The organism is Anaerococcus vaginimassiliensis, assembly GCF_900626155.1.
In the GTDB taxonomy this organism is placed as follows: domain Bacteria; phylum Bacillota; class Clostridia; order Tissierellales; family Peptoniphilaceae; genus Anaerococcus; species Anaerococcus vaginimassiliensis.
This window is the reverse complement of record NZ_LR130844.1, coordinates 1,240,375-1,253,122: the sequence shown is the minus strand read 5'-3', so window position 1 is coordinate 1,253,122 and position 12,748 is coordinate 1,240,375. Positions and strand designations below refer to the sequence as shown.

The 12,748-nt window shown below is 31.4% G+C and carries 13 protein-coding genes; 3 read left to right on the top strand and 10 right to left on the bottom strand.

The window, feature by feature from the left end; translation table 11 throughout:
- Positions 1 to 66: 66 nt before the first annotated feature.
- Positions 67 to 888: an exodeoxyribonuclease III gene (locus E0D87_RS06140; RefSeq protein ID WP_130819756.1), complete on the bottom strand. Its 822-nt coding sequence runs from the start codon at positions 886 to 888 to the stop codon at positions 67 to 69.
- 105 nt (positions 889 to 993) lie between these two features.
- Here E0D87_RS06140 and E0D87_RS06135 point away from each other — a divergent pair, with 105 nt between their 5' ends.
- The 3 genes from E0D87_RS06135 to E0D87_RS06125 are packed head-to-tail and all read left to right on the top strand — an operon-like array spanning position 994 to position 4,593.
- Positions 994 to 1,911: an RluA family pseudouridine synthase gene (locus E0D87_RS06135; protein WP_130819755.1), complete on the top strand. Its 918-nt coding sequence runs from the start codon at positions 994 to 996 to the stop codon at positions 1,909 to 1,911.
- Positions 1,895 to 3,424 carry a YifB family Mg chelatase-like AAA ATPase gene (locus E0D87_RS06130; protein ID WP_004834519.1) on the top strand — a complete coding sequence of 510 codons (1,530 nt, stop codon included), beginning with the start codon at positions 1,895 to 1,897 and terminating at the stop codon, positions 3,422 to 3,424. Before E0D87_RS06135 ends, E0D87_RS06130 begins: the two co-directional genes overlap by 17 nt.
- Positions 3,424 to 4,593, top strand: coding sequence for a GspE/PulE family protein (locus E0D87_RS06125; protein WP_130819754.1), 1,170 nt, complete (start codon positions 3,424 to 3,426; stop codon positions 4,591 to 4,593). Before E0D87_RS06130 ends, E0D87_RS06125 begins: the two co-directional genes overlap by 1 nt.
- A 61-nt stretch (positions 4,594 to 4,654) precedes the next feature.
- Here the strand turns inward: E0D87_RS06125 and E0D87_RS06120 are convergent, their stop codons facing one another.
- The 9 genes from E0D87_RS06120 to E0D87_RS06080 all read right to left on the bottom strand — a co-directional run bounded on the left by E0D87_RS06120 (position 4,655) and on the right by E0D87_RS06080 (position 12,682).
- On the bottom strand, positions 4,655 to 5,041 hold the full coding sequence (locus tag E0D87_RS06120; RefSeq protein ID WP_004834369.1) for a hypothetical protein: 387 nt from the start codon (positions 5,039 to 5,041) through the stop codon (positions 4,655 to 4,657).
- Between the two features lie 78 nt (positions 5,042 to 5,119).
- The gene (locus E0D87_RS06115) at positions 5,120 to 6,169 is read right to left on the bottom strand and encodes a serine hydrolase (RefSeq protein WP_130819753.1); all 1,050 of its coding nucleotides are present in this window, start codon (positions 6,167 to 6,169) and stop codon (positions 5,120 to 5,122) included.
- A 9-nt stretch (positions 6,170 to 6,178) separates the two neighbouring features.
- On the bottom strand, positions 6,179 to 7,282 hold the full coding sequence (mnmA, locus tag E0D87_RS06110; RefSeq protein WP_130819752.1) for a tRNA 2-thiouridine(34) synthase MnmA: 1,104 nt from the start codon (positions 7,280 to 7,282) through the stop codon (positions 6,179 to 6,181).
- A gap of 37 nt (positions 7,283 to 7,319) precedes the next feature.
- Positions 7,320 to 8,504, bottom strand: a complete 1,185-nt coding sequence (locus E0D87_RS06105) for a sensor histidine kinase (RefSeq protein WP_004834466.1) — start codon at positions 8,502 to 8,504, stop codon at positions 7,320 to 7,322.
- The gene (locus E0D87_RS06100) at positions 8,504 to 9,181 is read right to left on the bottom strand and encodes a response regulator transcription factor (RefSeq protein WP_130819751.1); all 678 of its coding nucleotides are present in this window, start codon (positions 9,179 to 9,181) and stop codon (positions 8,504 to 8,506) included. The genes E0D87_RS06105 and E0D87_RS06100 overlap by 1 nt, the downstream gene beginning before the upstream one ends.
- Entirely contained in the window at positions 9,178 to 10,092 is a 915-nt protein-coding gene (locus E0D87_RS06095) for a hypothetical protein (protein ID WP_130819750.1), read from the bottom strand. The genes E0D87_RS06100 and E0D87_RS06095 overlap by 4 nt, the downstream gene beginning before the upstream one ends.
- Entirely contained in the window at positions 10,082 to 10,843 is a 762-nt protein-coding gene (locus tag E0D87_RS06090) for a hypothetical protein (protein WP_130819749.1), read from the bottom strand. Before E0D87_RS06090 ends, E0D87_RS06095 begins: the two co-directional genes overlap by 11 nt.
- The gene (locus E0D87_RS06085; RefSeq protein ID WP_130819748.1) at positions 10,830 to 11,504 is read right to left on the bottom strand and encodes an ABC transporter ATP-binding protein; all 675 of its coding nucleotides are present in this window, start codon (positions 11,502 to 11,504) and stop codon (positions 10,830 to 10,832) included. Before E0D87_RS06085 ends, E0D87_RS06090 begins: the two co-directional genes overlap by 14 nt.
- A 110-nt stretch (positions 11,505 to 11,614) precedes the next feature.
- The gene (locus tag E0D87_RS06080) at positions 11,615 to 12,682 is read right to left on the bottom strand and encodes a cysteine desulfurase family protein (RefSeq protein ID WP_004834319.1); all 1,068 of its coding nucleotides are present in this window, start codon (positions 12,680 to 12,682) and stop codon (positions 11,615 to 11,617) included.
- Positions 12,683 to 12,748: the final 66 nt, after the last annotated feature.

Here is a 12,748-nt window from a genome sequence, read left to right as displayed (position 1 = left end):
AAAAATAAGTAATAACTTATCTCTATAAAACAAAAACTAGTGACAAGCACTAGTCTAACTTAATTTTTATATTTCAAGCATAATTGGAGTATGGTCTTGTCTATCTCCAGAATCAATGATAGTTGATGATTTTACTCTTTCCATCAACCTATCAGATACTAAGAAATAGTCAATCCTCCAGCCTGAATTGTTTATCTTACTTGTTTTTACTCTCTGAGCCCACCAAGTATAAGCTCCTTCTAAATCTTTGTTTAAAAATCTAAAGGTATCAGTAAAACCTCTAGCTAAAAGTCTTGTAAATCCTTCTCTTTCCTCATCTGTAAAACCTGGTGACATGTGGTTATTTTCAGGATGAGCAAGATCTATCGGAGTATGAGCAACATTGAAATCTCCACTTGCAATTACTGGTTTTATTTTATCAAGCCCTTCTAAATAATCAGCATATTTTTCATCCCATATTTGTCTATCAGTTAGTCTAACTAGTCCATTTCCTGCATTTGGTGTATAAACTTGGGTAAAATAAAAATCATCAAATTCCAAAGTTACAATTCTTCCTTCAAAATCCATTGTTCCAGGCGCATCTATTTTAGGAAAAGTCTCTATCACATCTAAATCTTTTTTGTAAAGGGTCATTGTTCCAGCATAAGATTTTCTAGCTCCCTCACAAGAACATGTCCAAACATAGTCATAGTCTGGGAAAAATTCAGCTAATTTCTCCTTGTGTTTCTTACTAGGTCCACTGCTAGGAAGCTTGGTCTCTTGTAGGGCAATTACATCAGCATCTTCTCTTTTTATTGTTTCAAGTACTTCTCTAGACATGACAGCTCTATTTGAATCACTAGTCAAGGCTGCATTTAGAGAATCTATATTCCATGAAATAAATTTCATTTTCTCTCCTTTATAATCTCTATTATCAATCACTATATAATTATAGGATAATCATAAGTATTTGCAAGCTACATGGATGTATGAGTTTTGTGATATAATTAAAATATGATAATGATTGCAGATGAAATAATAAGAATTGATAAGTTTATATCTGACGAACTAGAAGAAATCCCTAGGGAAAAGATTAAAGACTTTATCAAAGATAAAAAAATAAAAGTTAATGATAAAATAGTTAAGCCAAGCTTTAAGTTAAAAGAAGGAGACGAAATAGAAATAGATGACTCTCTCTTTCATGTTCCTACAATTGACCCTGAAGCAATGGATTTGAAAGTTGTCTATGAAAATGACGATTACGCCATAATAGACAAGGATTCTAATGTTATAGTCCATCCTGCTGGAAAAATAGTTACAGGGACTTTGGTAAATGGACTTCTGGATAGATATGGATACGACGGCCTATCTCATATTGGAGGAGATGATAGACCTGGTATTGTCCATAGGCTTGATAAGGATACGACAGGGCTTATTGCTATAACTAAGAATAATACATCTTACAAGTATTTTAAAAAGATGTTTGAAACTAGAAAAGTAGATAAAATTTATTATGCCATAGTTTTTGGAACTTTTGATAAGAAATCTGATACAATAGAGACCTTTATGGATAGAGACCCTCACAATAGAAGAAAAATGGCTGTTACTTCTTCTGGAAGAAAGGCAATTAGCCATTATGAAGTAGTAGCAGAAACTAATGACTATTCTCTAGTTAAGGTTAAGATAGTTACAGGTAGAACCCATCAAATTAGAGTCCATATGACTCATTTAAACCATCCTATCTTGGGAGATCCTGTTTATGGAAATGTAAAACATAATTTTAACTTAGACCATCAATTGCTCCACTGTGCTTACATAGGATTTACTGATATGGAAGGAAAATATGTTTCCTACATAGCAAATCCTCACGAAGACTTTTTAAAATACCAGAAAATATTAGGATTAGGAGATATAAATGTATTCGAAAACTAATACGACAACTCTCATAGGATTAGAAGGCAAATTAGTTGAGGTTGAATCTGATATAACCTCAGGTCTACCTTCCTTTAATATTGTAGGTCTACCCGATTCTTCAATAAAAGAATCAAAAGATAGGGTTAGGGTAGCTCTTATTAATTCTGGCTACAAATTTCCTGCAGGTAGGATCACAATAAATCTATCGCCAGCTGATCTAAAAAAGGAAGGAACACAGCTAGACTTACCTATTGCTATTTCTTTATTAGCATCAATGGGCGTAATAAACCTTCCTTATGATGAGTATATTTTTTTAGGAGAGTTATCTCTTGATGGAAGAATTGTTCCTATAAAGGGCTCACTCGCTATGATAATCGCTATGAGACAAATTGGTTTTACTAAATTCATAATAGCAGATGGTAACAAAGATGAATGTGCTATTATCTCTGATGTAGATATCTACCCTTTTGATAATATAAATGAAATAGTAGCTTTTATAAATAAGGAAAAAGAGAAATCTCCTTATAAGATTGACCTTAGTAAAATTGATAATAGCATTTCTTACGACTATGATTTCAAAGACCTCAAGGGACAAGAAAGTCTAAAAAGAGCTTTGCAAATTGCTGCAGCAGGTAACCACAATGTATTAATGATTGGAGCTCCTGGTTCTGGTAAGACCTTTTCTGCTAAACACCTTCCAACTATTCTTCCTGATATGAGTTTTGAAGAAAAAGTCGAAGTAACAAAAATATATTCCATCATGGGACTTTTAGAAAGCGGCCATCTTGTTAGCGAAAGACCATTTAGATCACCTCATCACACATCAAGCGAAGTTGCCCTCATTGGTGGAGGTCATTCAGTACCTAGACCTGGAGAAATAACTTTAGCTCACAAGGGAGTCTTACTCTTAGATGAATTTCCAGAATATAGAAAAAATGTTATAGAAGCCCTCCGCGAACCCTTGGAAAATAAGGAAATAAATATCGCAAGATCTCAAGCTTCTGTAAAATATCCTGCAGATTTTATTTTGATAGCAGCTATGAATCCTTGTCCTTGTGGGAATTTCGGCAATCCATTAAAGGAATGTACTTGTTCATTTAATGAAATCAGACGATACCTAAATAAAATATCTTCACCAATTTTAGACAGAATTGATATACATATAGAAATAAAACCTGTAAAATATGATGATTTGAGAGATGATTCTAAATCAAAAAGTTCAGCTGAGCTAAAAAGGGAAGTAACTATTGCAAGAGAAATTCAATCGATACGATACAAGGATGAGAAAATCTCAACAAACTCTGAACTGAATACCAAGCAAATGAAAAAATATATTCACTTATCAGATGAAGTTGAAAAAATTGCAAAGCTTGCCTTTAATAAATACAACTTTTCAGTTAGGTCTTTTAACAAGGTTATAAAGATGGCAAGAACAATAGCTGATTTAGATCAAAGCGAAGAAATAAATCAAAAACACCTCCTAGAAGCTATCCGCTATAGAACATTAGATGAAAAATATTGGAGCAACTGATGATAAGCGAGAGAGATATTGAAACAAATATCGACATTTTTTTAATAGAATTGTTTAGTGAGGCTATCAAAAAACGAGCAAGTGATATTCATATAGAAGCTTTTGAAGATTACGGCAAGATTAGATTTAGGATAGATGGAGCTTTATTTGAGTACATGAGGCTTAGAAGGGAAAATTATGAAAAGCTAATTACTAAAATAAAGCTAAGTGCCAAGGTAGATATAGCAGAAAAAAGACGTCCCCAAGATGCTAACCTTAAGATAGACCAATTTCCAGATATTGATTTTCGCTTGTCTACTATAAATACTGTGAACGGAGAAAAACTCGTCCTAAGAATTTTATCTATTAATGAATTTAAGAAAACTAATAATCTCTTAGGATTTTCTAAGGATTCTATTGAAAAAATCGAACAAACCCTAAATAAAAAATCTGGGATGATAATATTTTCTGGACCAACTGGATCTGGCAAGACTACTTCTTTGTATTCTTTGCTTAATAAATTAAACACTGGCTACGAAAACATAATCACAGTCGAAGATCCAGTCGAATACAAAATTGAGGGCATCAATCAAGTTCCTATAAATCCAAAAATAGGTCTAACGTTTGATACTGCTTTAAGATCTATCCTAAGACAAGACCCAGACATAATAATGATTGGTGAAATTAGAGATAAAGAAACTGCAGAAATTGCTATAAGAGCTGCAATTACAGGACATTTAGTTCTCACAACCGTACACACAAAAGATGCCCTATCATCTATTGTTAGGCTTAAAGATTTGGGTGTAGATGACTACTTAATAAATGCAAGTATTAGTCTACTAGCTAGTCAAAGGCTAGTTAGAAAACTTTGCGATTGCAAGAAAAAAGATACTCTTACAGATGAGGAATATGAGTTTATTAAAAATTACAAAAATATAGATAGAAATCAAGTCATTTACCGACCAAATGGATGTGAAAAATGTAAAAACGGTTATCGCGGTCGTGAAGCCATAGCAGAAGTTCTGGTAATTGATGAAGACCTTCGAAATATCCTCAGATACCAAGATACTGAAGAAATTAAAGAAAAACTTAAGAATGATAATTTCAAATCAATGCTAGCTGAAGGGCTTGATAAAGTAATAGATGGTGTGACATCTCTTGATGAGGTCATCAGGGCTGTTGATATCTAATATTGAATTAAAAAAGACTGTTTAATCTTACTAAATATCATAGATTAAACAGTCTCATTTTTTATTTCCTCATTCTAAAATAAGCGAAAAGAATCACCAATAGAAGTCCTATGCCAAAATATATTTTATTGCTAGGTTTATTTCCAGCCTCAACCTTTTTTATCTCATATATTTTGTTAAATTGGGCCGGATTTGAAGGTAAAATTATATCATTGTGTTTTATGATATATTCTTCCCCTACTTTTGGGTCCTGTTTAAATTCTTTTTTATCTACTCTATATAAGTCTCCTTCGTAGCCCTTTTTTTCTAAAGTAACTCCCTCTTCATTTACTTCTTTTACTATAAAATTATCCTCTATAATTGTTTCACCACTAGCAAAAGATATATTTGAACCAAAAAATCCTGCTAGTACTATGGTCAATGCTAAAATTATTTTTTTGATATTCATAACTTCCTCCTTAAGCTAATACTAGCACTTAGCCTATTAAATTCCTATAAAGAAAAAGAGAGTATTTTAACTCTCTTATTAATTCTCAAACCTGTAAAAAGCTTCTGTAATTCTCCTACCAATGTTTCTAAGAACCCTAAGTTCATTTTGGTTATCATAAATTTTGTTAGTTTTCATAGCAACAGCCAAGGCAAATCTAGTACTACCTACGTCAATTATAGCTACATCTAAGTCTTGACCTCTGTCAGGGTTTTCACCAGATTTATTTATTCCACTTGCATATTCTGGTAAATTTGCGAGTAGTTTTTTTGTACTTGTGTTAGTATTTATCATAGATTTTTTGATTTTTTCAGCACTTTCTAAGCTTATAATGTTTGGATTATTTAACTCTTCCATAGCTATAATTAAATCATCGACATCGACCATATTTTCTTTGCCAGAATAAGCTAATTTCCTGTTTAGAGAGGTTCTATTAGAATTTGTCAATCTCTTGATTGTTTTGTTTACTGTAGAAAATCCACCTAAAGCATCTATAACTCTATTGGTCGCATAGTTATCAGATCTATTTAGCATCAAGTGTATATCTTTTTTTAAGGAACTTGTCTCCTTTAAATCTCCACTTTCAATGTTTTCATAGGCACTTATTGCTATAAATACCTTGATAGTAGATGCAGAAGGCAAAGAACCATTAGTATTTCTATAAGAAAAGTCAACATCACTATCTCCATCAAGAGTTTTTACTGCTACTTGATAGAGACCATCAACCTTATTCATTTCTTCTCTAGTAATATTTGATATTTCTTTATTTAGATCTTCGTTTTTCCTGTGGTTTTCTACTTCTATTTCCTTATCTGTTTGATTTTCTTGGTTTTTATCTTCTTCTCGGTCTAATCTATCAATTTCTCTCTCATACTCACTTATTAGATCATCACTATTTGTTATATTTTCATCTTCCCTTAGATATTCTATCCTTCTTTCATATACTTTTCTTTTATCATATTCGATATCATTTTCTTCAAATATCATATCTAAATCAGAGTCATCATAATAAACTACATCAGAAGCATAAGATTCATTTACGCCTAGACTTAAAATGGCAAATCCTATAGCTAGCAAATATTTTTTCATAATAATTTCCTATACCATTAATTTTTTATCATCATTGTAGACTTCATCAATTATAGCTGAACCTAGGCAAACTTCTCCTTGATAAAATACAGCTGCTTGTCCTGGAGTTACGGCCTTTGTTTTATCATAAGTTACTTCGACTTTGCCTTCACCCAATACTTTGACATGGGCGTTTATATCTTGTTGTCTATACCTAAATTTAGCCGTACAATCGAATTCTTCTGGACATTTTTTATCACTTATTGTAGAAAATTCACTTGCATATAGCTTATTTGAGAATAAAAGTGGATTATTCTTACCTTGGCAAACTATAAGTTCATTATTCTTTAGGTCCTTGCCACAAACAAACCAAGCTTCACCCTCTCCACCAATACCAAGGCCTCTTCTTTGGCCAATTGTATGAAACATCAGTCCATCGTGTTTACCTAAAACATTTCCTTCAGTATCGACAATATTTCCTGGTTGGGATGGGAGATAATTTGAAAGAAATTCGTTAAAATCTCTTTCTCCTATAAAACAAATACCTGTAGAATCTTTCTTGTCAGCAGTAGCCAAATTGTACTTGTGGGCAATTTCCCTAACTTCTTTCTTTTCCAATTCTCCAACAGGAAACAGCACATCTTTGATTTGCTCTTGAGATAGTTGACTTAGGAAATATGTTTGGTCTTTATTATTATCAACACCTCTTAGCATAACAGTTTCGCCGTTAGACCTATCTGCTCTCGCATAATGTCCTGTAGCTACATAATCTGCACCCAATGATTTGGCAAAATCTAAAAATGCTTTGAATTTTATTTCTTTGTTACACATTATATCTGGGTTTGGTGTCCTACCTTTTTTGTATTCATCTAAAAAATAGGTAAAAACCCTGTCGTAGTATTCTTTTTCAAAGTTGATTGAATAATAAGGAATTCCTATTTGATTTGAAACGGCTACCGCGTCTTCATAGTCCACTTCTGCAGTACAAACACCATTTTCATCCGTATCATCCCAGTTTTTCATAAATATTCCTACTACATCGTAGCCTTCTTCTTTTAAAAGTAGTGCAGCTACTGAGGAGTCTACCCCTCCACTGATACCTACAACTACTTTCGTATCCTTTTTTTCTTTCATAGCCCCTCCTTGTATACTAGAAAATCACTATACTATATTAAAAGCTGATTACAAAGCCATCTTTATAGGAAATTTTCCATTTATGGAGCTCACAAATCTTCTTAACATTAGCAAGACCCATGCCACGAAGTTTTTCCCGCTGACGGCTTGTATCTCCTGTAAATAGAGGGTCAAAAATATTTTCTATATCTTTAGAATCTATACCTCTACCATTGTCCTTAAAAATAAGTTTATCATCCTTAAAGTCAATTGTAATTATAGCATCTTTTTCATTATGGTCTATGGAGTTTTGGATTAAATTTTGAAGTAACCTTTGGAATAACTTATAATCCACATCTACAAAAAATTTATCATTTTCAGCAAATAATATTTCTATATAAGCTTTATTGTCTAAAAAATAAGAATAATTATCTCCAACGTATCTACGTACAAGCTCTAAAATATCTTTATTTTCTTTTTCTATCGTAAGGTTATCAATACTTGAAAATTCTAAGAGCTCATCTACTCTATCATTTAAAATTGCTGCATTTCTTACAATGCTCTTAAGATATGATTCTCTTTTTTCATTAATAACTAGATTTTCATCCAATGCCTTAGTATAAGATAATATAACTGCTAGGGGAGTTTTTACATCATGCGCAATGCCTTTAAATAAAAGATCCCTATCTCTTTCTTGTTTTTTATAGATTTCTGCTAGTTCATTATTAATTTTATAGGATAGCCAGCGGACTATGAAATAGATGATTAAAATATAACCACCAATAATTAAGAATAAAAATATTAATATATTTTTTTTAAGGGTACTTTCTCCCTTGTTTAGATTAAAATTTATAGTTGGCGAAACCTTATCATTGGGATAGCTTAAAAAAAACTTGTTTCCATCATAGGTATTAAAAACAAAGGTGCTTTGACCCTCCTCGCCAAGAGTTACAAAATCTAAAAGCTCAGAATTTGAATATTCTTTGTTATAATTTTTATTGTAAGTCCTTATTACCTTATTACCATCCACTACAAAGCCAGATCCGCCAAGTTCTGCTATTTTTTCCCAATTTAATGAACTTTCATCAACATTATCAGAAATTGGTATATATTCACCAAAAACATTATCAAAGGTATTATCATTTAAAATTTTTGATAGGCTGATAAAAAATAAGGCAGTTGCTATTATAAATACTATTATAAAGACAATAGTGTTCTTGAAAATATTTTTTTTTGTATTCATTATTCTTTCCTAAGCATATAACCTAGGCCTCTTATGGTAATTATTTTTGTTGGATTTCTAGGATTATCTTCTATTTTTTCTCTCAGATTTGAGATATGAACCATGATTGTATTATCGTCTTCAAAATAATATGATTGCCACAAGTTTTCATATATTTCTTGCTTAGTAAATACTTTGCCAGGAGTGGTCATAAACATTGTTAAAAGTTCATATTCTTTGGAACGTAGATTTAAAACATTTCCATTCTTATAAATCAGTCTTTTATCCTTATCCCAACTTAAATTCCCTACTTTTATAATATTATTAGACCTGTGGTTATTTCTTCTTAAAAGCGCAATAACCCTTGCCACCAGCTCTGCTGGATCAAAGGGTTTTGCTAAATAATCATCCGCACCAAGATATAAACCTTCTATCTTATCCTTTACACTGGATTTGGCTGATAAAAATATTATAGGAAAATCTCTGTCATTGCCAATAGTTTTTAAAACTTCTATCCCATCCATTTCTGGCATCATTATATCAAGTATCATCAAAGAGATTTTATCATTTTTTAAAAATTCTAATGCTTCTTTTCCATTTTTAGCTTCAAATACTTTAAAACTACTATTTTCTAGATAAAGAGTAACTATATTACAGATTTCATCATTATCATCAACTACTAAAATTTTCTCATTCACAAAATATTTCTTTTTTTAAACATTTGATCAAAATTATTCTTTCTACTAAAATCTAAATTCTCTTTCCATCTTGGATAATGTTTATCCAATATTTTAGCTTTTAAAGAGCCTTTCGAGTAATATGACTCATCAATACTGTTAAAAACTCTATCACTATATTTTATATAAGGATCATCTGCTATAGCAACCATATATTTTTCCTCTACAAATCTTGCTGTTCCTTCTATAAATTCCTTATAATTTTCCATTTCTACAAAATAATCATAATGATCGGGAAAATTTGTTTTCACATAAGATAAACGCTTATCCCTAGCATTTTTATATGGGTTTGGGTCTTTATTTTCATACAAGGATAGCAAAGCCCTATACTCATCTTCCCAAAGTTTCTTATAGGTTTTATCCTCATCTAGCTTATTGCAGACTATTATAAATTTATCATAAGCTGGGTCATTATAATCAATATCATTATCTAGAATATCTACCACTTCGCTCAGCCCATGCTCCATTTGAAAGCAATGGAAGGATTCATGAATTATAACTGACTTATATTTACTTTGTAGGCTCGCATTTGTAGAAGCTCCTTGGTCAGTAATATCCCTAAATTTTTCAAAGGGTACGGCCTTTATTAGTGGTTTGTTTCCTTCTTTTAAAGCTTCAATACTTGCTACTGGTTGGTCTGAAGTTTTTTTGATAATTTTCCCATGGTCATATCTAAACTCTTTATTAGAATTATACCTAATATCTTTCATATAATCTTTATTTTTAAACTCTGGCCATAGCTTTTCAGTATTATAAGTATTTACTTCCTCTATTAAATCTAGGGTAGTTTCATCAATGGTGGTTATGCGATTTTGATAGTTAAAAATTATTAGGAAAGCTCCAACTAAGAAATAAATTATTTTATTTTTCATCTCCTACCTTCCATTTCTTTGCTAAATAATATATACCTACTAAAATCCATACATAAAGCAAGCATTGGACTAGTAATCTCATATTAGTAAATTCTCCTAAAAACAAATCACGAGCAATCTTTCCAAAATCATCTATAGGTGGGAATATATATAAAATCCTAACCATAATTTCTGAAATAATGCCACCTTGCATTTCTAAAATAAAAGTTAACAATCCTCTAAGTACACCAATTATTACAAAAAATATTCCAAATAAGGCCCCAGCTGCAGGATTGAATAGTAAATTTAAAATGCCCATCAGTAAATTTACTAAAAATATAGTAAACAGATAAATTAATATGGCTAGTAGAAAGCCTATCAGACTTATTTTTGGTCTTTGTATTATAATATTTATAAGCATTCCTATTAGAAGCAATATGCCCATAAACATACTTATAAAAACATCTGCTTTAAATATTTGACTGATTTGTTTTTTAAGACTTAATCCATGGACACTTAAGATATCTGGTAAATCACTTGTTAAATATTTTTTAAAGCTTCCTGAAGATAATGTCACTGCGGCCAAAGAAGATATTAAACTTATAATCGTCCATTGCAGTCCGTATCTACCAATATCGCCACTAGTATTCATTCCAGGAGCAGTGACTTCCATCCCTCTAGCTAAAAATGTAATTATTAATCCTATTATCGCGAAAATAACAAATGATGATTTGCTCAAATTTTCTTTTATATGTAACTTAGTGAGGTTCATAACCTATCTCCTTTGCAAAGTCTAAAAATATTTGAGAAAGTAGTTTTTGCTTAAAGTCATCCCTAGAAAATTCTTTAAAATCCTTAGACCCCATAATTATAAGACCTCTGTCTGCTATTTTTTCTACGTCATAGAGTAAATGAGAGTTTAAAAGTATAGATTTATCCGATGATTTTAGTTCATTTATTAAATCTTGCATGGCCATCTGTCCAAAAAAATCTAGTCCACTTGCAGGTTCATCCAATAGAATTATATCAGGATCACCAATCAGTGACTGAGCTACTGCTAGTCTTTGGAGCATCCCCTTGGAGTAATTTAAAATTTTAGTATTATTAGCTGGATTTAAACCTACTTTTTTCATCAATTGATCAATATTATCCTCTGATTCATGGTGGTATTTAATGAGGTCTAATAATTCTTTGCCTGTTAAGATTTCTGGAAAATCTGGAGTTTCTGGACTGTAGCCAATTTTGTATTGGCCTTTACTAATCTCTCCTTCATAGGCTCTATCAAGTCCAAGCATCATGCGAATAAGTGTGGTCTTTCCAATCCCATTTGGCCCTATTAAAGCAAATATCTCTCCTTTTTTTAATTCAAGATTTAAATTTTGATAGATAATTTTTTCATCAAATTTTTTATTTAAGTTCTTTACTGTTAGCATATTCCTTCCTCCTTATAAGTATTATAAGTTACTAACATTTGCTTAAACTTAAACTAATCTTAAATCTTCCTTAAATATAGGCACAATAAAATCAGCCGTCGTGGCTGATTTTATAAATTTGATAAAACTTCTATGACCTTATCTATCTCTTCTTTATTATTTTGGTAACCAAAGGAAAATCTTATGGAGTGATTCGCCCTACTTTCATCATACATATTTGAAATGACATGGCTTGGTAAGAAACTACCTGCCCTACAAGCTGATCCTGCTGATGCGCATACCCCGTTCATATCAAGGTAGGTAAGTAAAAAATCTGACTTATAATCAGCAAAGTATATATTTATTATATGGTCAGATGATTTTTCCAAACTTCCATTTATCTGATAGTTAAGGCCAGTATTTTTTAAATTATCTATAAAATATTCCTTAAGTTCTTTTATCTTTGATCTTTCTTCTTGGGTCTTTTCAAAAGCTTTGGCCATAGAATATGCTCCCATGGTAAAGGATGTCCCTGCCCTTCTATGTTTTTCCTGCTCTCCTCCAAGAATTAGAGGGCTTAAATTATTTCTTAAATATAAAATTCCAAATCCATTTATCCCACCAACTTTATGGGCCGACAAGGATATAGAGTCACATCCTATTTCATCAACATCTATGTCTATGTGGCCGTAAGCTTGGACTGCATCGACGTGGAAATGAATTGGCTTATCTTTTAAATAAGCTCCAATTTCCTTGACCGGTTCAATAGTTCCAATCTCATTGTTTACAAACATCACTATTACTAGTTTTGTATCGTCATTTATTAGTTTTTTTAAATCTTCTAGGTGAACCATACCTTCCCTATCTGCTTTTAGGTATGATACATTTTTACCACTTAATGTATTTAATATAGAGTCGTGCTCAATATTCGTTGATATTATATGATTATTTTTATAGGCATTTATAACTGTATTATTTGATTCGCTCGCGCCGGATGTAAATATAACTTGATTTGGATTTGCTCCTATGCTTTTAGCTATTTTTCTTCTGGAATCCTCTAGAATTTTCTTAGCTTCTCTTCCATAAGCATGAGTGGAATCAGGGTTGCCATCAAAACTTTCTGCATTTTTTAATATATTTTCTAAAATTTTTTTTCTTTTTATGCTTGTTGCTGCATAATCAAAATAAATCTTCTTCATTCATAAAATATACTTTTTTACTTGTCTTAATCAAGATTATAAGCATATTAAAAGCTTCAAATAAAA

Bases quoted from the DNA above. Each gene is read 5' to 3' on its own strand.
- E0D87_RS06095 (WP_130819750.1), bottom strand. From the start codon at position 10,092: ATGAAAAATAAAATAATTTATTTCTTAGTTGGAGCTTTCCTAATAATT.
- E0D87_RS06130 (WP_004834519.1), top strand. From the start codon at position 1,895: ATGTATTCGAAAACTAATACGACAACTCTCATAGGATTAGAAGGCAAA.
- E0D87_RS06085 (WP_130819748.1), bottom strand. From the start codon at position 11,504: ATGCTAACAGTAAAGAACTTAAATAAAAAATTTGATGAAAAAATTATC.
- E0D87_RS06080 (WP_004834319.1), bottom strand. From the start codon at position 12,682: ATGAAGAAGATTTATTTTGATTATGCAGCAACAAGCATAAAAAGAAAA.
- E0D87_RS06135 (WP_130819755.1), top strand. From the start codon at position 994: ATGATAATGATTGCAGATGAAATAATAAGAATTGATAAGTTTATATCT.
- E0D87_RS06120 (WP_004834369.1), bottom strand. From the start codon at position 5,041: ATGAATATCAAAAAAATAATTTTAGCATTGACCATAGTACTAGCAGGA.
- E0D87_RS06090 (WP_130819749.1), bottom strand. From the start codon at position 10,843: ATGAACCTCACTAAGTTACATATAAAAGAAAATTTGAGCAAATCATCA.
- E0D87_RS06125 (WP_130819754.1), top strand. From the start codon at position 3,424: ATGATAAGCGAGAGAGATATTGAAACAAATATCGACATTTTTTTAATA.
- E0D87_RS06115 (WP_130819753.1), bottom strand. From the start codon at position 6,169: ATGAAAAAATATTTGCTAGCTATAGGATTTGCCATTTTAAGTCTAGGC.
- mnmA (WP_130819752.1), bottom strand. From the start codon at position 7,282: ATGAAAGAAAAAAAGGATACGAAAGTAGTTGTAGGTATCAGTGGAGGG.
- E0D87_RS06105 (WP_004834466.1), bottom strand. From the start codon at position 8,504: ATGAATACAAAAAAAAATATTTTCAAGAACACTATTGTCTTTATAATA.
- E0D87_RS06140 (WP_130819756.1), bottom strand. From the start codon at position 888: ATGAAATTTATTTCATGGAATATAGATTCTCTAAATGCAGCCTTGACT.